Below are 20,866 nucleotides of genomic sequence, written 5' to 3'. Positions count from 1 at the left end.
AAGGAAGGAGGACCGACGATGAATAAGGAAGAACTAGTTGTAATAAATTTTAGAAAATTATTTAATAAAATGGCTTGGCTAAATAAAAATAAGATGGAAGAAAATCTAAAGGGATTTAAGTCTGCTGAAGTTCATTGTATTGAATGCATTGGAAAAAATGTTGATCCTAACGTGACAAAACTTGCGGAGTCCTTATATATGACTAGAGGTGCCATAAGTAAATTAACGAAAAAACTTATAAAGAAAGATCTTATTGAAAGCTATCAGAAACGGGATAATAAGAAAGAAATATATTTTAGGCTTACTAATCAAGGGAAAGTTGTTTATAAAATCCATGAGGAACTGCATAAGGAATTCCAAGAGCGGGATAAAGTTGTATTTGAACAGGTAACTGAAGAACAATTTGACAGTATGATTAGCTTCATGGAAAAGTACAGTAAGCATTTGGATGCAGAAATAAAAAAACAGGGGATTGAGATTCATTAAGTTGGATAAAAACTATGGGGAGGCCCGATTCTATTGTGAACGGGCTGTTTTTTATTCATTTATAATTGTTGACAAGGAAACAAAACGGTGATATTGTTTCCTTGTCAACAATATGGCTGCTATTTAAGGGAGAGAATCATATGACTAGAGATAAAACAAAAAAATCAGGGTTCCCAAAAGAAACTCTTACTGCTTCCTGGGCTATAGCACTTGGAGCAATTGCTCCAATGCTTGATTCAACCATGGTAAATATTGCGATCAATGAACTTACTAAGGATTTCAACACAACATTGGACACCATTCAATGGGCCATTACAGGTTACGTTTTAGCCCTTGCGATTGCAGTTCCGGTATCCGGTATCCGGATGGTTTATGAACAAATTTAATGGAAAGAAAATTTTTATCGGTGCAGTTATCGCCTTTGGCGTCATTTCTGTTTTTGCTGGAATGAGTTGGAACATTTCCAGTTTCATCTTTTTCCGTTTGCTTCAAGGATTCAGCGCGGGGATTATTACTCCGCTTATGTCAACACTCTTAGTTAAAACAGCTGGTCCAGAAAATATAGGTAAAGTTATGGCAATCGTCAGCACACCTATGATCTTTGGTCCAATTTTAGGTCCCGTCATTGGAGGCTTAATCGTTCAAGGCGCATCCTGGCACTGGATTTTCTTCATCAACGTGTTCATCGTTTTAATTGCCGCACCGCTTATGATGAAAACTATTCCAGATTTTGAACCATTCAACAAAAAGAGTAAGCTCGATGCTTTTGGAATAATAGATTTATCCTTAATGAGTGCTGCAATGATTTATGGTATTACAAAGGCGGCGGATCATGCAGCATTTAACAATAGTGAAACAATCCTCTGGGGGGGCATTGGCCTCACCTTAGGCATAATATATCTCGTTTATAATCGAATTAGAAAGAATCAAACCGTGCTTCCGATGAATTTGTTTGCACACAAGAGCTTCTTGGCATCAAGCATTGGTTTGTTCTTAGCAAACGTTTCTATCATGGGTCCAATGTTGATTCTTCCTCTATTTTTCCAAAACTTTCGTCAGTTCACGGCAATTGAAGCAGCACTAGCGTTAATCCCTCAAGGTATTGGGATGCTCATTACTCGACCTATAATTGGTAAAATGATTGATAAAATCGGGGCAAAATATGTGGTGATGGTCAGTCTTGTTCTTTCACTGATCGGATCCATTCCGCTGATCTTTATTACTGACAGAACAAGTATGATTTGGATCTCCTTTGCATTATTCATCCGAGGTACGAGTTTTGGAGGAATTATGCTCCCATTGACGAGTGATGCTTATACCGGACTTGACAGTAAACAACTTCCGGAAGCAGGTGTCGGTATTAATATCATTGAAAATCTTGGTTCCAGCTTCGGTTCGGCTGTTATTGCAACTGTTGTTGCGACTGTTGTACAAGGATTACAGCCTACGATCGCCAATGGCTTAAAGGGTTACCATGCAGGGTTCTTCGTTTCTGTAATTGTTCTTGCTATAATCTTCATCCCAAATTTATTTTTAACTCATAAGAGCGCTAAACAATTGGTCACTTATAAAAACAAATGAGGGAAGCATTAAAATGATGAAAAAATATTGGTAGGCTGCACTATTTTTGAAAATTGCGGTAAGGGTTAGATTGAAACTCTCGTTGTTTTGTCAGAACAACGAGGCAGAGGTTGATCAAATGGATTTGAAAGGGCATAACTTGTTGTGTCGCCAACTTATAAAACGAACAGTAAAACATGATCAATCATTTAGCTTTCGTGAAGTGAAAAAAAGCATGATGTTTTTATTGAGCACACGCTAATCAAACAGTACAAAATTAATTAACAATAAATTTTTGTAGTTTGCATAAGAAAGAATAAAGAATATTGATGGAGTGCATAAGTTGTTTGCCAAGTATATAGGAGAAATGTTTCCAAAAATTGAAAGGAAGGAGCGATGATTTTATTACCAGTGAGCAAATAAATCTTAAGAGTAGAGTAGAATTTATTACTTTTACATTACTACGTAAAATATAATTTTGACGAAGTAATGTAAAAATACATTTATGAAATTACCTTTATGGGCTGATTTTTGCCAGCACCGTATCCATGACTTTCTGTTTGAGTTTTTGCGAATCACTCAATAGTTTTTTCCCTTGTTCCTGATAGTCCTGTTTAACCGCTTCATTTTTAATGGTGGCCAAATTAATTTTTACTGTCAGCCATGCGGATTGAATGGCTGCATCCAATGAAATGACTGCAACACCGAGATCCGAGATCACGTTTTTATTGAATTGATCCGAAGCATTCTCTAAAATACTCATTACATCACGACAGCTTTTCATTAATTGAAGCGGAACATCCGCTGCCTGAACTGCAGCGTTTTGCAGCTGAGTCGTACGTTCACGACGTTCATCAGCAGTTTCTTTTGGCAATCTCAGCGCAATCATAAATCGGTTAAACGAATCCATATCTTGCTGGGCAAAGTATTCAAAGCCGTCTATTACTTTTTGAAGATCTGCAGCCATTTCATGCATTCTTGTTTGTACATGGGCAAATTTTGGTCCCGTTGACAAATTTGCAACCATAGAGCCCATGGATGCGCCTAATGCAGCACATAGTGCAGCAATACTGCCTCCCCCGGGTGTTGGTGCAGAAGAACTGGCTGATTCAATAAACTGGCTGATCTTCTGATCAAAGACTTTCACGTTGTCGTACCTCCTCTTGGCTTTTGGTTATTTGAAGACGAACCGCTTTTAAGAGATTTTCAAATAAAATCATTGTTGTTACCTTACCTACTCCGCCTGGTACCGGGGTTGCCGCCTGGACGATTTCTAAAACTTCGGGCTGAACATCACCAACAATACCGCCTTTTAATTCATTAATGCCTGCATCAACGATCACCAGATCACGGTGAACCATGTCTGTTGTCACTAAATTAGCTTTCCCCACCGCAGAGATTAAAATATCTGCTTTCTCAATTTGCTTTTGCAGATTATTGGTATATTCATGACAGATTGTCAGTGTTGCGTTCGCGCGTAACAAGAGATGAACAAGCGGTTTACCAACCGTTTCACCACAGCCGATCAATACAACGTTTTTTCCTTTTAAGGGATAACCGAAATAATCAAGAATTCGGATACACGATTGCGGTGTGGCTGGATACAATCCGTCATCGCCAGTAAAACATGCTAATTTATTTGCCGGAGATAGACCATCAACGTCTTTTTCAGGAGCAATGGCAGAAACCATTTTTTTGGCGTCAAGATGTTTTGGTAGCGGCAATTCAAGAATAATGCCGTGAATCGATGGACAGCGATTCAACCATTTAATTTTGGCCAGCAGTTCAGTTTCAGTAATTTGAGGGTGTACAGATGTAAGCAAATAACGAATGCCGAGTTTTCGAGCGATTCTTTGTTTTGCTTTGGCGTAACATTCAGATGCGGGGTCTCCTTGAACGATGAGCACAGCGATTGTAGGATCAATTCCCTTTTCTTTCATACGTTTAACTTCTAAGACTAAGTGTTCAGAGATCTGTTTTGCCATGCCTTTTGTTTGCAGTAGTTTTCCCATTGGTTATACCTCCGTAAGCAAATAAAAAAAGCATCTGGATATCGACCGAAAATGGTTTCCAAATACTTTGCCCAGGCGTACGGCTTGTTCAGATCCTCATGTGCTCCCTCATGGTTTTCCCATGCTACGCCAGTTACACACGATTTATTCAATTTAATAACGGACATCTCATCTTTAACAATATAACATGAATGATATAAAAATAAAATATATTTCATAGATAAATGATATATGTCATAGACATGGTGGGATGCTTTCTTCAAGTCAATGTGTCTTTCATCTCTTTCGTCTTGTTTACTTCGTAAAATATTGTTATTTGTCTCGCTCTGTGTTACACTTAAATTGTAAAATAATACCATTTGATTGGAGTTTTCTTTATGGCTGATGAACGAACAACACATCTTTATGACCGGATTGATGAGAAAACAGCACAGCTCCCATGGTACGTTCGTGAATATGTAGATAAGAAAATGCGAGTGATGTCCCCTCGTTCATTACTAAATTATTGTCATGATTATTTGATTTTTTTCGACTGGCTGATTTCCGAAGGCTTTTATCAAGGAAATCGTAGTGATATTTCACTAGATTGTCTTGAAAAGTTAACGCCTCAGTCGATTGAAAATTTTCTTTCCTATCTCCAATTTCGCCTACGTAATGACAAGTTCACCATTAATCGCAAGCTGTCTTCATTGAAGTCCCTCTTCAATTATTTACAAAATGTTGCTGAGACTGATGATCTCAAGCCTTATCTCGTACGCAATGTAATGGCGAAAATCGCATTCAATAAAATAAAAGAAGATCAAGAGACCGTTGCACAGAAAATGGCGGGGAAAATCCTTTGGAATGATGAATATGAGGCCTTTCGCCAATTTGTTGCTCAAGATTACCGTGAAATGGTGAAGGATAATAAGAAGCTGCTCAATTTCCACTCACTAAATGCAGAACGTGATACTGCCATTATCTCATTGATTCTCGGCTCCGGACTTCGTTTATCAGAAGTAGTCGGATTGGATCTGCACGATGTTGATTTTCAAAAACGAATGGTGCGCGTCATTCGAAAAGGAAATAAAGAACAATATGTCTTCTTTAGTGAACAAGCAGGACTCGATCTTGAAGATTATATTACCGTACGTACAAAAAGGTACAATCTGCCGCGTACGAATCAAGCGCTTTTCGTCTCTGCAACTATGGGGCCGAAAGGTACAACGCGCAGGCTTAGTGCCCGATCCATTGAAAATCTTGTAAAAAAATATGCCATCGCATTCGGAAAACCATCACTGTCTGTTCATAAACTGCGCCATTCGTTTGCAACGCGTTATCAAGCAGAAAATAACGATATTCCAAAACTGCGTCGTCAACTTGGTCATTCGGCGATCCAAACAACAATGATTTATACTCATCTGTCAAACGACGAATTGAAGCGTGCGGTGGATCATATGGACGATCACTTTGATGAATCACAGGATCACGAATGAATCGTCAGCCAATTAGTTTACATAAATATTATTCAGTCATTTATGAGAGCCTCATGTCCTGAATCGTGCTGCGGTCAATGAGGCTCTTAATTGTCTATTCAAAGTAAAATAGTGCAAAGCTCGTCAAGATTATGTATCTCGTAATTCGGTTTCACATTAAGATCAATGTTTAAATGTTTGGCATTGAACCAGCATGTTTCAAGCCCCGCTCGACTGCCGCCCTGGATATCAGAAATTAAAGAGTCGCCAATGATTAGGCCTTGATCTGCTTTAAAATAAGGAATGTGTTCAAACGCATAATCAAAAAATCGTTTGTCAGGCTTATGGTATCCTGTATCCTCCGAAACAAAAATCTGCTTAAAAAAAGGAGTCAACCCGGAATCTCTCAGCCTTTTGCGCTGCGTTTCAGCGACACCATTTGTTACAATATATAAATCAAAACGCTCTTTTAAACGTAGCAATAATTGACTCGCACCATTGACAAGCTGGTGACCTTCGCGCAGAAAGCGACGATAGTTTTGCTCCATTGCAACACCATCGACATCCTTACCGAAGGCTTTAAACAATTTGGAAAATCGCGTGTTTACTAATTCATCACGCTTAATTTTTCCGTTTTCGAAATCCCTCCATAATCCCTTATTCATCACTTTATAGTAGTTTTTTATTTCAGGTGTCAAGATAATTTGTTGGTCATCGAATAGCTTGTGAAGTGCCGACTCTTCTGCAGCACCGAAATCAAGCAGCGTATCATCGACATCAAAAAATAGAGATGTATAGTGTGACATTAGTATCCTCTCATTCTTAATTAGTCATCAAGAAAAGTTATTTTATTGTTGGCAAGCGATGAAATTCGAGCAAGTGAATAAACCGGATAACCGGCATGATCAAGCCGAGATCTGCCTAATTGGAATGATTTTTCAATGACAATACATACTCCTGCAACAGTTGCTCCAGCCATTTCGACTAAACGTGTCAATCCGAGCGAAGCTTCACCATTAGCGAGAAAATCATCAACAATTAGAATTCGATCATCTGCCGAAAGCATTATTTTCTCAAGATAAACCAAATTATTTGTGCTTTTCGTATAAGATTGAATGTTCGTAACTAACGAATCTTCGTTAAGCGTTGACGGCTTTTTTTTGCGTGCAAAAAGAACCGGGACATTCAATGCCAGTCCAGTCATTAATGCCGGCGCTATTCCTGAAGACTCAATCGTCAAAACTTTTGAAACACCCGTATCCGCAAAAGTATGGGCAAATCGCTCACCGATCTTTTTCATCAACCCTGGATCGATCTGATGATTCAAGAATCGGTCAACCTTTAAAATGTTGGAATCGATCACAATTCCTTCCTCACGAATGCGTTGTTTTAATTCTTCCATTGTGAATGGGATCTTCCTTTCCTCTATCATTAAATCAATGCAGAGCATCTTTTTACAAAGTATACACTGGATTCGCCGCCTGCACTAGCCCGAAGCAATTCTTTCACTTTGTTCTGTGATATCTATTCCTGTAGAGAATATTGAATGATTTTCTGCTTGTTTATTTAAATACACGCATGGTGAATAATCACATAGAGTGACCCCTTGTTTACTTGTCAAACCAGCCTTTCTTTCGGAACCAATAATACATAATGATCGCGATCAGCCCCATGAGTCCGAGAACGAAGAAATAACCGTATTTCCAGTTAAGCTCAGGCATATATGCGAAATTCATTCCGTAAATACCGACGATAAAAGTCAATGGCATAAAAATAGTAGTAATGACGGTCAATGTTTGCATGACTCGATTCATGCGATATGTAGTCAGCGACAGGTAACTGTCGCGGATGTCAGACGTTATTTCCAAATTCGATTCAATCATGTGTGTGATTCTGCTTAAATTATCATTTAAATTACGCAGAAAAAATTCATGCTCTTCGCTTTTCTCAATAGACGATGAGCCGATCATCCGATTCGTAATATCCATGAGTGGTGCGATGACACGGCGAAAACTAAGCAATTCACTGCGTAACTGAAAGACACGGCGATTCATCTTATTGATTGATTCGCGCTTTGCATTCAAATCCAAATCATCAATTTTATCTTCGAGATCATTTGCAGCCATAATATATTGTTCAATCAATCGGCTCATCAGTCGTCGCAGAATTTCATCCGGAATATCCTCTTTGAAAAAATGCTCATCTGATCTGCAGCCATGCCACACATCATTCACTGCCTTTAAGTTGCTCGTGTGAAAGGTGACGAGTGAATTTTTCCCAACATATAGATAGAGTTCATGTGTTTTCAAAGTGTTCGGACTAATCACTTGAAGGGAAACAAAATAATAATTCTTAAACAGCTTTAACTGCGGTCTGCTTGAATGGTGTTCGTTTTCTTTTGCGAGACGATGAAAAGAAGGAAGAAAATCTTTTAACTGTTTTCGTTCGTCATCGTCAGGTGCACTCAAATCTAACCAATAATGATTAAGTGCTTGAGCGTCTAATTGGGTAAAATCTAACTGTGATGTGATTTGATCATTTTTGTCTTGAGCGAGAATACGTATCATTAATCAAGAAGCTCCTTTTTCATGGTTGTGATGTCGAGTTATATATCGAGAAATTCGCCGTCCTTAATTTCGTGCAAGGATCGATATAAATCCGAAGGTACATGACCGACCAAGTCGTCAATGGAATTGAAAACTTCCAGTTTTCGTAAATCCGGAGCCTCATCCTCCGATTCCTTTTGAAAAGGAACTTTGTTCATGTTTTCCCCTGCAAATTTTTCCATGATTCGTTTCTTTAACTCATTCTCAATCGACTGCTCCAGAGGTATTCTCTTCTGTTCACGAATAAACACTGCATAGCGGCCATGTGTTGTTTCGTAGACAACATAGGTCGTCAGCAACGAGTGATCCTCGTCATGAACGCTTGCGGAAGCCAACTCTCTGCCAATAAATCGTTTTCTCTTATAAAATCCATTTTCACCTTCAGAAATTTCAATATGCTCGAATCCTTTTCCTTCACCAATTTTTGTGTAAAATCTGAGTGCTTGCACAATCGTAGCAGATAAGTTTTTACCGGAGACTTCTTGAGCTTGATCAAACACTTCTAAATCAGCATCTGGAACATAAATGGTTTTATTCGGCATAATGATCTCCTTCGATAATTAATCTATTTACTTTATACATATAAATATACACGTTTATACGTAGATAATAAAGCATATTCTACATATTTTCTACATATAAATTGTTTGATACATACGCATAATATATTTATATCAAATGCTATTTGTAATAAATTTTTATTAAACAACACCTTTATGTGCTTCAATTTCTAAACTAAATAAAATGATAACGAATGGATGCCATCAGGTTAGATAGCTTTTAGAATTAAAAATCCGTATCTTATGAAACGAAAGAGTTTATTGCTATTTACTTAACAACTCTGTGCTTTTTACAAAATGAAATGGCACGATCTTTTAAGAGTCATGCCTATGTCTTCAAACGTCCCCTTCTCATTTAGTAATGCAAAACATACGAACTTTAGATTCCTTCATCTCAAGTTGAATCACATTAATCTCTTGTTGATTACGATTCATGCAGATGCTAGGCACTCTTTATAAGATCTTTGTTTTGCAAATATTGGATATAATTTGGGAAGATTATTAGCTATCAGGGAGTCACTCTATATGGGGATTGAGTGATCTTTTTGGTAGTCATATTCAACTCTCCTTTTCAAGAGTTCGAGTACCATTATCGACGATATAGTTTGTAGTAACGATAAAAATTCCGTAAAAGGTGTGGACCGCTTTCAGCCCTATTTTTTACAGATGTGAAAAGTATGGATGGTTATCATAAAAGTGGTCACGTGGTCTATGATATAAAGTACCATGTGGAATGGGTGACAAAATATTACTATAGAGTGATGAGGGGTTAGGTTGTTTTCCGGTTGCAGAAACTGATTCGCAGGGTTGTGACACCAGAGGAATCACGATTCTGCAAAGAGCTAAGAAAAGGACTTTTAGTAGATTTCATCTTAGGTGACGAAATGAATTCGTAGTCATTTATATCTGAACCCTGCTGCATTAGCCGGTGGTCATTTAGCAAAGGAAGTACGAATTATTAATCACAGGTACAAACATAATAATTAATTAAACGTATGTTTAATATCTCTGTTCTCTCATCTTTGCATGTAATGTTATTTATTATCCGCCTCAATCTGTGCTTCATTTAATTTTTTGATTAGCTTAATGAATTGTTTTTGTTCTTTTGATGTTAGCCCCTGAACTTGCTGAGCGAAATACTTCTTTCGTTCCGGAAGAACTTGATTAAGTAGTTCATTTCCTTTTTCAGTCAATAAAATGTATTTCGTTTTCCACTCTTGCTCCCGAGAAATGAAGCCCTCCTTTTCCATTTTAATAATTAATTGTGTGATGTTCCCTTTAGTAAGAAACATCTTCTCAGCCAATTCTTTTTGAGACATTCTTCCGCTTTCCCCAATTTTCTCAAGTACTTCATATTGTGAGATAGTCAACGTCCATGTCTTTAAAAATTGGCTGTAGCGCTTAAGTTGGATGTGATAGGCCCTCGAAAGGTAAAACCACAAAAGAATGCTTTTTTCAATCGGCATATCTGATAAATTATCTATTGTGCTTATTTTCAATTATTTTCACCTTTTTTGACTAATTGTCAGTTTAATGCTAAACTAATAATAAGTTGATTGAATCTTGGTTTTAGATGCTCTCAATAGGGTATTTAATTGATAACAATTTGACTCATTTCATACTGTCAACTTTAGCAGGTTATCCTCGATTTACATAGGATTATTTTCCTTGTACTATTTTTAACACTATTTTCATTTCAATCAGCACACATCTTCTAGACTTAGATTTATGTATTTTCCATTTTATAGGAGGAGATTCACTATCAGTATTAACAAACCTTTAGAATCGATGTAGGATGCAGCACTTTCTGATGATGGCGCCCATAAACGAAGCCCCAAAAAGTTTTTAAAATTAATTACACTCGTATCAACCTTCGGAGGCCTTCTTTTTGGTTACGACACAGGTGTAATAAATGGCGCACTTCCGTTTATGGCAAGACCGGACCAGTTAAATCTTACTTCATTTACCGAAGGTTTAGTTGCTAGTTCTTTGCTTTTAGGCGCAGCATTTGGAGCAGTATTCAGCGGACGATTGGCCGACCATAAAGGACGCAAGACGGTCATTATGTATCTCTCCATCGTCTTCTTGATCACCACTCTTGGGTGTGCATTTGCACCTAATGCTGCAATTATGATTTTCTTCCGTATTCTGTTAGGGCTGGCTGTAGGTGGCGCTTCTGTCACTGTGCCAACATTCCTAGCTGAAATATCACCGTCTGAGACTCGAGGTCAGGTGGTAACGCAAAATGAATTAATGATTGTCAGTGGCCAACTGCTCGCTTATGTATTTAATGCAGTCATTGCGAATTACTCTGGCGGTTCAACCCATGTATGGCGTTATATGCTCGTTATTGCAACACTTCCGGCAATCTTGCTCTGGATCGGTATGTTCTTCGTACCTGAAAGTCCAAGATGGTATGCGTCTAAAGGAAAATTAAAAAGTGCATTGCGCGTGCTTCATTTGATTCGCCATCCAAAACGCGCCAGGCTGGAATTAGTATCCATTAAAAAGGCAGTCCAAAAGGAACGGACGAGCGAAAAAGCGACTTTTCGTGATCTTCAAACGCCATGGATCAGAAGAATCGTCTTTTTGGGAATCGGCATTGCTGTTGTCCAGCAAATCACCGGTGTTAATTCAATCATGTACTATGGAACACATATTCTTCAAGATGCCGGATTCAATACAGATGTCGCTCTCGTTGCAAATATAGCAAACGGAATTATATCAGTAGCAGCGACTTTCTTCGGCATGTGGCTGCTTGGAAGAGCAAAACACAAACCGATGCTGCTCATTGGATTAACAGGTACCTCAATTTCCTTATTGTTGACCGGCATTTTTTCAATGACTCTGCATGGAACACCCTTTCTTCCCTTTCTAGTTCTCAGCATGACTGTAATGTTTCTTGCATTTCAGCAAGCAACGATTTCGCCGGTAACCTGGCTGATGCTTTCTGAAATCTTTCCCCAGAAATTGCGTGGGTTAGGTATGGGGGTCACTGTATTTTGTCTTTGGACGACGAACTTTCTCGTCAGCTTCCTATTTCCAGTCTTACTTTCCTGGATCGGTCTGGGATTGACCTACTTCATCTTCTTTTTCTGCGGAATAGCTGCATTCACATTTGTGAAGTTCTTCTTACCTGAGACTAAGGGGAAATCACTTGAAGAACTGGAGTTGTTTTTTCGCAAGGCAGGACTAAAGAAAAAAGTTTGATCCAACATGATATAGTCGAGTAGGACAGCGATTCACATCTTCTGTCCCCTCACGGAACCGTGCGTGCGCTATTTACGCACACGGCTCTTCTTGTTCATGGTTCACAGAATGTAGCTCAGCTCCGACCGAAGTTGATAAATATTGACCTTGATTCGCGGTTGCGGCAGAGGGAAGCGTTTGAGAAATTGATTAAATTTTTCCCATGTGAACGATCGTTTCTGGCTCCTTCTGTTTAACCATTTATACAACAACCGAATCACCTGCAATCGAAAAGCGCTCACGCTTAGACTGTTATCGGTGATACAATAGTAGTTGTAATAGCCGGTCAATGACCTCTTGAGCCGATCCATGATGAAGTCAATCTCTTGGGTCCGATGGCCTTTCAGCCACTGCGAATAGGCTTTGAGTTTGGCACCCACTTTCTTTCGGCTGCTTTTCCTCTTGACTCGAAAATGTCCGCTTTTACTTTGCCCACAATAGTGGGTGAATCCCAGGAAGTCAAAAGTCTTTGGCTTCCTGTTTCCATTTCTCTTGGCATTTTCCTGAGCGAATCGTCCGAAAGGGATGATCCTCGCTTTCTCCTCCGCAAGCGCCAAGTTAAATTTTTCTAGGCGCCGCTTCAGATCGCAATAGAATCGTTGGGCTTCCTGTTTATACTGAAAACAACAGACAAAGTCATCGGCATAGCGCACCAGATAAGCCTGTCCCTGGCACTGTTTCTTCACCGCTTTCGTAAACCATAGGTCAATCACATAGTGCAGATAGACGTTAGCTAGGATCGGCGAGATCAGTCCGCCTTGCGGCGTCCCTTGTTCGCTTGCGTGCCAAGTTTCCTTCTCCATGTAACCCGCTTTTAGAAAACGGGCAATGAGCCTCAGAAAGCTTGGATCCTTGATCCGTAGCTTGAGAAAACGCATCATCCATTGATGGTCGACATGATCGAAAAAGCCCCTGATGTCCACATCAACAATGTAGTTCGTGTACTTCTTTTCAATGAAGACATTCAGGACTTTAAGTGCATCATGGCAGTTCCTATTTGGGCGGAAACCGAAGGAACAGTTAAGAAAGTCTTGCTCATAGATGGCATTAAGGATCTTCGCCAGACCCCGCTGAACAATTTTATCCTCATAGGCAGGGATGCCCAGTGGGCGTTTCTTCTTTGTTCCCGGTTTATCAATATATGTCCGCCGGACAGGGAGCGGCCGATAGCTTTTCTGCTTCAGGCGCTTATCCAGATCGGCAAGGTGTTCATCAAGATGTTCTTGATAGCTTGCCTTCGTCATCTGATCGATGCCCGCTGCTTTGTTTCCCTGCAGTTCCCGGTGACAGACCCTCAATTCCTCTACGCTCAATAAATGAGCCAGAGAGGTGAAGGCCATCTTCGGATTTTCCTTCGCTAGCTCTGCTATTCTTACCTGTTTTGTAGTCATCTCTACTGTCACCTCTGTGTGTGCCGATGTGTCCCAGATAAGATTCATAAACAAGGGAAAACACCTTCCCTCAACCGGCATTACCCGATATCATGGGTACTATGTGCTTCCTCCGACTTCCCAGCAGACATTTAACGTCCTTACATTTGATTGCTTGGTTCGCTATACTTTCTTTCGAAAGACCCGCTGGGATCTCCCGAGTTGCCGTACCTTATTGATGCTCAGCGTGCCATGGTCTCTGACCCCGGGGAACCCCCAGACCTCTTGCCTTAACGATGTCTGGCGTGTTGCCTTCTGGAAGTATAACGCCATCGGCATTCCCATTTCATAAGTTTTCGAGGCTCAATCCCTTCAACCACTTGGCTTACGGCCCACTGGCTCGCTGTCTACGCTTAAAAACCAAAGTTGCCTTTCGTTCTCCAAGACTCGCTACGGATGAGTGGCTAGCTCTTTTCCGACGGGCTTCCCACCCGCTATAAGGCACGACCTTGCTCGGTCGCTCTATACAATCTTATATGAAATAAAATAAGAGCAGCCACGGCTGCTCTTATTTCTTTAGAAAACATTTATGGTTTTAAACAAACAAGAGTAAATAACTTAGGCAAACCGATGTCGTTAATTTTCATATTCGGTGCTTCATCCAAACGCTGCACAACGAGACCTGCTTGAGCAAATGCGGTCACGATCTCCCCAAGCGTCCACTCTCTTAAGAATACAGTGCGTGGTGCTTCATTTTCATTTTCCCGATGAGAAAGGTGTTTAGAAAAAGCCACTTGACGTGTGTGCAATGATTGATCGAAATAGTTGCCGAAGACAATTTGTCTTTTTCCTCGTGTAGTAACCAATTTCGTTGACACGGGGTGAAATTCCTGAATAAGAAATTGACCGCCCGGTTTTAAAATCGAAAATACAAGTTCAGCAAGCGGTTCGAGATCAATAAAATAATGCAAGATCCCAAGCTCCATAAGTACCTTATCATACTTTTCCTTATGTTGATCAATAGGTAATTGCAGAACATCAGAAATTATATAATTTAGCGGTACGTTGAGAGCTGCTGCTACATTCTTGGCATAAGCAGCATTTTCAGAGGAAATGTCGACCACAGTTATTTGGGCTCCCATCAACGCCAGTGCGAGTGCCTTACTCCCATGAGAGCCGAGTAGATTGATAACCGTTTTACCCTGAATATCGTTTAGGTAGGGAGCAAGAGAACCCAGCTTAGCTATGGGGTTTTCTTTAATTTTCTCAGCTGCTTGTTCAGGCGTTCCGAAACGATTAACCCATGCTTGATAGGCCTCACTATTCCAGGCATGACCATTTTGATCAGCGTCTGAATTTTGGAGACTCCTTAAACATTTTTTAACCCTATCACGTAGCGGATCAGATTTTGGCAATGTACGCAAAAAATAACCGAACGATTTAACTGCTACTTGATAGGATTCAATAGCAATAAGTATTCGATCGGGGTCAGTACGAACTACCGTTCCTAAATGTCCATCGATACGAATAGAATACCCGTTTAACTGAAAGGTAAAGAAACAGCAATTGTTTTCTTTTTTAAGTCCGCTCGCTGAACAGTCTTTCACTGTTTGATAAAATTGCTCCAGCGCATCCCATTGTATGGAAATGGTGATGGAAAAATCATCATGTATCGTGCAACCTTGTAATTTCAATGCAGCTGTTCCCTCTACAGTCGCAGAAATTCCTTCAGCCGCAATTAAACGCCAGGCTTCTAAAAGCGTTGATCGCCAATATTGTTCTTTTTTTTGTTGTGTGTTCATGTTAGGCTCCTAGCAGATTCTTAATTGGCACACGATAATAATCAACCGTGTTATCAGATACAAATCCTGTTTTTGTATATAAATGCATTGCGTGAACGTTTCGAGATTCAACTTCCAATTTCACTTTCGTAACCGTTCCTGAAAACAATTCGCTTAGAATCCGATTAAGAAAAGAGCCGCCAAATCCCTTGCCCTGGTACTCAGTTTGTATTCCTAATCCAAATAAAAATGCTTCTGAACCCTCAAATCGTGCAAAACAGATACCAATAATTTGATCATCGAAAACAGCCATATAACCTTGTCGATTTGCAGACATCAATGCCATTTCAATTAAGCGTCGTGCCTCCTCACGGCTATCATGAAAGCTGTTTACGCTGACTTCGATTAATTGCTCCATATGCTCAATTCTTTGATAAGTCAACGACAATGGCTGTTCTGGAATCTGTATCATGTGGTTTTTTCGCTCAAGCGACATAACATGCTCTGAGAACTCATAACAAGCACCGAAATGATCAATCACTTGATTATTTGGGTAGGACGACTGGGACACAAAAAGCACATCGGCAATTTGAAATGCGTTCAGTTCTTCTATTGTTCGAAGCAGCAAGGCAGTAAAATAACCCTTTTCTCGGCAGTCTGGCGAAGTCAGCCCCGAAATTTCTGCTTCTGAACGCATCGGTGCAAACACATGCAGAAAAGCGATGAGTTTATGATTCTCATAGCAAAGAAATGTGTACTTCATTTCTTTATGGAAATTAAGAGTACCGTCTAAATTGGTCTCATATTGAACACCGTCAACCTGTGAACAAAACTGTTCCAATTGGCGAATTTCCTTTTTAATTTCTGCATTGAGTCGGCAGATGGATTTAATGATCATTTTAGGGCTCCAATCATTTTATCTTATTTCGAATAACAGGACATTAGCCTATTTGTTTTTCTAATTTATGTAAAGAAGCCTGAACATCTCAGGCTTCAAGAAAATTTATGTGTATCACTTTTCAAAGAGTTCCCCCGCGCTTGAACTGTGTACAGGTTGTGTGCGCGATTTCGGATCAATATAATGTTTGGCATTATTGACAGCAGTCGGTGCTTCTCCCAGTCCCGTTGCTATTAGTTTTATTTTGCCGGGATATGATGCAATATCGCCCGCAGCATAAACGCCTGGAATATTGGTTTCCATTTTGCTGTTCACGAGAATTGAATTCTTTTCCAGTTCAATGCCCCAGTCCTTAATCGGTCCTAATGCGGATACAAAACCATAGTTCACAATCAAATCGTCCAATGGCAATGTTTCCTCTGTTTCACCTTTCACCATTTGTATCGTTAATTGTTCAATATGATCTTTAGTACCTGAAACAGATTTCGCAATAAAGGGTGTTTTAACTTGTACAGACGCTTTTTTCATCGCTTCAACACTTGTTTCATGTGCCCTGAATTGGTCTCGGCGATGAATAATGGTCACACTTCTTGCAATTGAAGCCAATGTGTTTGCCCAATCAACCGCTGAATCTCCGCCGCCTAAAATGACGACTCGTTTGTCTTTAAAGATCGTTATATCCTGAACATAATAATGTATATTCGTAAAGTTTTCCACACTCTGATCGACCTTTAATGGGCGAGGTGCAAACGCTCCTACTCCGGCAGTAATCACAACTGTTTTCGTGCGATGAACGCAACCGGATGCTCCGATCAGTTCAATAACTCCATCATCATGCCTTACCAAAGAACTAATCGCTTCATCAAGAACGACTTCAGGATGAAACTGCTCGGCTTGTACAATCAGATTTTTAACTAAATCCTTTGCTTTGATCTTTGGAAATCCAGCAACATCGAAGATTTCCTTTTCAGGATAAAGGGTGCTGAGCTGTCCGCCTAGTTGCGGAAGACTCTCAATAATTTTCACTTTCATTTGCCGCATGCCGGCATAAAAAGCGGTGAAAAGTCCCGTTGGACCGCCGCCTATTATCGTTATATCAAAAAGTTCTTGTTCTTCTTCAGTCAATACAATCCCTCCAAATACCATAAAAAATGATTCGTTTTTCATCATATTTTATTCTAAGTGATTTTTCTGATCAATGCTATTAGAACGCTTAGTGTAAACAATCGAATGATAAATATAAAGATATGCAAGGATCAGAATGAATTTCCGAATAAACGCTCAAAATAATGGATGGTACTATCGGCCTAATTTGAAATCAGCACCTTGATCTCTTACCGCCAAAAAGGAGGGAAAAAAATGGTTCTAGCCGTCACTCTATGTCTCATTTGGATCATCGTGAATCTCTTCATTCTTTTGCCTAAGCGGCTTTCGCGTGAAGAAAATCTATTTCTATTTCTCACTTGCTCAATCACCATTATGCTTTCACTCTTATTGCCTGCGAAGCGCATGTATTTTGGTGATCCAGGATTTAACTACAGTATTGATGGTACGCTGGCATTTCTTTTTAATCGGAACATTATTTTCCCAGTGCTCACACTAATCTCCATCAATTTAGTACAAGACAAAGGTTTATGGAAAAAACTAATCACGTTTTCAGCGAGCTTTTGTGTATTTATACTTTTTTGCAAACTTGAAGAAAAACATACTATTGTCTCTTCAATCAACACGGTTACACTGTTTATCTACTTTATTTGTTTTTACACACTCATGCTGGTCCTTCTAAAAGGATTTCAGCTCCTGAGCCAAAAACAACAGTCAAGCGACCAATAAATCAAAAAGGAGATTCACATGATACCTAAAGGTACAGTTTTCAATTCAAATGAACTTTTCATTTTGATCACCGGAGTAACTGCTTATACGGCTATGCTTCTTCTTCCCAAGCGGTTCAACCGTCAGCAGACAATCACCATGCTTTTAATCGGTGCTTTTATCAGCACCTTTTTTGATAATACAGTGTGTATCAACCCGTTCAATTACTATAATGTAAATGATACACCCTTCACTGATTTTTGGGACATGCTCTCGTTTGTTATGTTTGGTCCGTTCGCCTATTTTTTTATTTACTTTTATGTCGTGATTAGAAAAAATCGAACAACCTATTTTTTCTATATTACGATTTGGGCACTGATTTCGATGATAGCTGAAGCATTGGCATGGCATGTCGGCGTGTACCATTATAAAAACGGATATCAATTGTTCTTCTCGTTACCGATCTATCTGATTGTACTCACAGCGACCATGGTTTATTATCACTATTTTATACAAAAGGAATGTATAAAAATTAAAGATCAGCGGTATCTAGTATAAGAAAAGCTAAGGCTCCGCCGGCGTCAAGGACTTGGCCTCGCCAAGCTTTTCTTTATCCGAAGATAGCCATTCAGCCTTCGTCCTTTTTGAGTTGAATGGTATCGGACCAAATTTCGCTGACCGTTCCGTCCTCATCCTGATCTAAAAAGAATGAACCATTGCTGTACCGATCAGATACTCGAATATCCTCTGATTGCAGCGTAAACACTTTGCCCTTATCTGAGCTTATATTGATTCGATCATTATTGTCGACAAGTGTCAATCCGACAATATGATGCGGTCGTGTCTTTAATTCACGCAACAGCTGTACGCCGCGTCTCGGTCGACCGGTTTGTTCGATTTGTCCTTCTATTTTCATTTTCTTGACTGCACCACGATCAGTAACAATTAGTAAGCGGGTATCTGATTGTTTTGTAAATGCAACGGCACCTGCCACTGTATCACCATTTTTTAACTGAACCGCTTTTACACCTGCTGCGCGCTGACCGACTTCTCCAGCCTCTTGTTCAGCGAAACGTAATCCGTAGCCCATATAAGTCGCAAGGATCAAATCTGAAGAACCATCGGTTGCCATTGCCACAATACATGAGTCATCCTTTTTCAATTTTAAAGCGGTCAAAGGCTTTGAACGTCGCTGTGCTTTATACTCAAGCAATTTTGTTCGTTTGACCATGCCAAGTTTGGTAAAGAAAGTCATATACAATTCTGTGTGTTCAAAATCATTCACAGGAACAGCAGAGATAATAACTTCATCCGGATCAATCGGAACAATGCTGGCAATATGCTGGCCAAGTTCTTTCCAGCGACGATCCTGGATTTCATGGACAGGCAAATAAACATATCGGCCTTTGTCCGTAAACACAAGTAAAGTATCGGTTGTGTTCATCTGTTGTTGGAATAGTGGATGATCCGTTTCCTTCATCGCCACTGCATCATCGCCGCTTGCAGTATACGAACGAAGACTTGAACGCTTTACGTAGCCATGTTTTGTAAGGGAGACCATAACCTCTTCGGAAGCAACCATGACTTCAAGATCAATCTTGATTTCTTCAATTTCCGCTTCAATAGTCGTTCTTCTTGCGTCCGCATATTTTTTTCGAACGTCCATTAATTCCTTTTTAATAACCCCTATCAGTTTTTTACTCGAATTAAGGATCCCCTGTAATCGGGCAATCGTTATATCCAGCTGATGTTCTTCTTCTTGAAGTGTAACAATATCCGTATTCGTTAAACGATACAATTGTAAGTTCACAATTGCTTCTGCTTGGATTTCAGTAAAACCAAATGAATCACAAAGATTCTGCTTTGCGCTCTTTTTATCTTTAGAACTTCGGATCACACGAATAACTTCGTCAAGTATTGAGATTGCCTTGATTAATCCACGAACGATGTGTTGGCGGTCAATACTTTTTTGAAGTTCATATTGTGATCGACGAGTAACTACTTCTTTTTGGTGTTCAATATAGGCTTCGAGGATTTCCTTAATCCCTAGCTGTCTTGGAGCTTTATGATCAATCGCTACCATATTAAAGTTATAAGAAATCTGCAGATCGGTATTTTTAAAATAGAAATTTAAAATGCCGTTTGGATCTGCATCCTTCTTTAACTCAATAATGACACGCATGCCGCTGCGGTCTGTCTCGTCACGTACTTCTGAAACGCCTTCAACCTTGTGATCAAGGCGAAGTTCGTCCATCTTTTTCACGAGCATCGCCTTATTAACCTCATAGGGCAGCTCAGTAATGATAATCTGCTTTCTTCCTGTACGTAAGGTGTCAATTTCCGTACGGGCGCGCAACACAATTCTGCCTTTTCCGGTTTTGTATGCTTTCTTAATTCCGTCCAATCCTTGAACAATTCCACCCGATGGAAAATCCGGACCCTTAACATAGGTCATTAAATCATCGACTGTGGCTTTTGGATTTTCCATCAGCATAATCGTTGCGTCGATGATTTCAGACAAGCAATGTGGTGGAATTTCTGTTGCATAGCCCGCTGAAATTCCCGTTGAACCGTTAACCAGCAAATTTGGGAATTTCGATGGAAAAACAGTTGGTTCCTCCGTTGTGTCATCAAAATTAAGCACGTAGTCGACAGTCTTCGCGTCAATATCACGAAGCAGTTCAGCAGATATCTTCGACAATCGAGCTTCAGTGTAACGCATCGCTGCCGGCGGATCACCGTCAAGACTACCGTTGTTCCCGTGCATTTCAATAAGCGGCATCCGCACTTTCCAATCCTGACTCATTCGTACCATTGCTTCATAGACCGAGGAATCACCATGCGGATGGTAGTTGCCGATTACGTTGCCGACCGTTTTTGCCGACTTGCGGAACGGTTTGTCGTTCGTATTCCCGTCACGAAGCATCGCATAGAGGATTCGGCGCTGCACCGGCTTCAATCCGTCCCGAACATCGGGGAGTGCACGCTCCTGAATAATATATTTGCTATAAATGCCAAATCGGTCGCCCATCACTTCTTCGAGCGTCCGATTCACTAATTTTTCTCTATTTACCACAC

General features: G+C 40.0%; 16 protein-coding genes, 2 pseudogenes and 1 riboswitch. Of the genes and pseudogenes, 6 read left to right on the top strand and 12 right to left on the bottom strand.

Features of this window, described 5'->3' with window-relative positions; genetic code table 11:
- Positions 1–18 precede the first annotated feature (18 nt).
- Positions 19–486, top strand: coding sequence for a MarR family transcriptional regulator (locus AC6F33_RS08725; RefSeq protein ID WP_255746558.1), 468 nt, complete (start codon positions 19–21; stop codon positions 484–486).
- A gap of 140 nt (positions 487–626) precedes the next feature.
- Positions 627–2,067, top strand: a pseudogene (locus AC6F33_RS08720) (MDR family MFS transporter).
- Positions 2,068–2,563: 496 nt separating this feature from the next.
- Here the strand turns inward: AC6F33_RS08720 and AC6F33_RS08715 are convergent.
- Positions 2,564–3,193: a cyclodeaminase/cyclohydrolase family protein gene (locus AC6F33_RS08715; RefSeq protein WP_500778119.1), complete on the bottom strand. Its 630-nt coding sequence runs from the start codon at positions 3,191–3,193 to the stop codon at positions 2,564–2,566.
- A complete protein-coding gene (locus tag AC6F33_RS08710) occupies positions 3,180–4,058 on the bottom strand; it encodes a bifunctional 5,10-methylenetetrahydrofolate dehydrogenase/5,10-methenyltetrahydrofolate cyclohydrolase (RefSeq protein WP_255746555.1) in 879 nt (292 codons plus the stop codon). Before AC6F33_RS08710 ends, AC6F33_RS08715 begins: the two co-directional genes overlap by 14 nt.
- Positions 4,059–4,120: 62 nt before the next feature.
- Positions 4,121–4,205, bottom strand: a riboswitch (ZMP/ZTP riboswitch).
- A gap of 230 nt (positions 4,206–4,435) precedes the next feature.
- On the opposite strand from AC6F33_RS08710, the gene xerS reads away from it, so the two are divergent.
- Complete coding sequence (gene xerS / locus AC6F33_RS08705; protein ID WP_255746553.1) at positions 4,436–5,533, top strand: tyrosine recombinase XerS; 1,098 nt, start codon at positions 4,436–4,438, stop codon at positions 5,531–5,533.
- Positions 5,534–5,631: 98 nt separating this feature from the next.
- Here the strand turns inward: xerS and AC6F33_RS08700 are convergent, their stop codons facing one another.
- From AC6F33_RS08700 to AC6F33_RS08680, 5 genes are all read right to left on the bottom strand, one after another.
- On the bottom strand, positions 5,632–6,318 hold the full coding sequence (locus AC6F33_RS08700) for a YjjG family noncanonical pyrimidine nucleotidase (RefSeq protein WP_480947376.1): 687 nt from the start codon (positions 6,316–6,318) through the stop codon (positions 5,632–5,634).
- A gap of 20 nt (positions 6,319–6,338) precedes the next feature.
- Positions 6,339–6,914, bottom strand: coding sequence for a xanthine phosphoribosyltransferase (locus AC6F33_RS08695; RefSeq protein WP_255746550.1), 576 nt, complete (start codon positions 6,912–6,914; stop codon positions 6,339–6,341).
- A gap of 208 nt (positions 6,915–7,122) precedes the next feature.
- Positions 7,123–8,079: a magnesium/cobalt transporter CorA gene (gene corA / locus AC6F33_RS08690; protein WP_255746549.1), complete on the bottom strand. Its 957-nt coding sequence runs from the start codon at positions 8,077–8,079 to the stop codon at positions 7,123–7,125.
- 38 nt (positions 8,080–8,117) lie between these two features.
- A complete protein-coding gene (locus AC6F33_RS08685; RefSeq protein WP_255746548.1) occupies positions 8,118–8,660 on the bottom strand; it encodes an EXLDI protein in 543 nt (180 codons plus the stop codon).
- A gap of 1,052 nt (positions 8,661–9,712) precedes the next feature.
- Positions 9,713–10,177, bottom strand: coding sequence for a MarR family winged helix-turn-helix transcriptional regulator (locus AC6F33_RS08680; RefSeq protein ID WP_255746547.1), 465 nt, complete (start codon positions 10,175–10,177; stop codon positions 9,713–9,715).
- 337 nt (positions 10,178–10,514) lie between these two features.
- Here AC6F33_RS08680 and AC6F33_RS08675 point away from each other — a divergent pair.
- A pseudogene (locus AC6F33_RS08675) lies at positions 10,515–11,888 on the top strand (sugar porter family MFS transporter); the annotation flags it as partial.
- A gap of 101 nt (positions 11,889–11,989) precedes the next feature.
- On the opposite strand, the gene ltrA reads toward AC6F33_RS08675, so the two are convergent.
- The 4 genes from ltrA to AC6F33_RS08655 form a co-directional block, all read right to left on the bottom strand.
- Positions 11,990–13,366 carry a group II intron reverse transcriptase/maturase gene (ltrA, locus tag AC6F33_RS08670; protein WP_480947509.1) on the bottom strand — a complete coding sequence of 459 codons (1,377 nt, stop codon included), beginning with the start codon at positions 13,364–13,366 and terminating at the stop codon, positions 11,990–11,992.
- Positions 13,367–13,884: 518 nt separating this feature from the next.
- Positions 13,885–15,099, bottom strand: coding sequence for a class I SAM-dependent methyltransferase (locus AC6F33_RS08665; RefSeq protein ID WP_255746546.1), 1,215 nt, complete (start codon positions 15,097–15,099; stop codon positions 13,885–13,887).
- Between the two features lies 1 nt (position 15,100).
- Entirely contained in the window at positions 15,101–15,976 is an 876-nt protein-coding gene (locus AC6F33_RS08660) for a GNAT family N-acetyltransferase (protein WP_255746545.1), read from the bottom strand.
- A gap of 114 nt (positions 15,977–16,090) precedes the next feature.
- Positions 16,091–17,101, bottom strand: coding sequence for an NAD(P)/FAD-dependent oxidoreductase (locus AC6F33_RS08655; RefSeq protein ID WP_304654749.1), 1,011 nt, complete (start codon positions 17,099–17,101; stop codon positions 16,091–16,093).
- A gap of 234 nt (positions 17,102–17,335) precedes the next feature.
- Here AC6F33_RS08655 and AC6F33_RS08650 point away from each other — a divergent pair, with 234 nt between their 5' ends.
- A complete protein-coding gene (locus AC6F33_RS08650) occupies positions 17,336–17,809 on the top strand; it encodes a hypothetical protein (RefSeq protein ID WP_500778118.1) in 474 nt (157 codons plus the stop codon).
- 18 nt (positions 17,810–17,827) lie between these two features.
- Complete coding sequence (locus tag AC6F33_RS08645) at positions 17,828–18,346, top strand: hypothetical protein (protein WP_500778117.1); 519 nt, start codon at positions 17,828–17,830, stop codon at positions 18,344–18,346.
- 70 nt (positions 18,347–18,416) lie between these two features.
- Here AC6F33_RS08645 and parC read toward each other — a convergent pair whose 3' ends face one another.
- On the bottom strand, positions 18,417–20,864 hold the full coding sequence (parC, locus tag AC6F33_RS08640) for a DNA topoisomerase IV subunit A (RefSeq protein ID WP_255746534.1): 2,448 nt from the start codon (positions 20,862–20,864) through the stop codon (positions 18,417–18,419).
- Between the last annotated feature and the right edge of the window lie 2 nt (positions 20,865–20,866).

It is taken from the genome of Sporolactobacillus sp. BBK16-2 (genome assembly GCF_059878335.1).
Note: the sequence above shows the minus strand (reverse complement) of the source record. Positions and strands in the feature narration are given on the sequence as shown.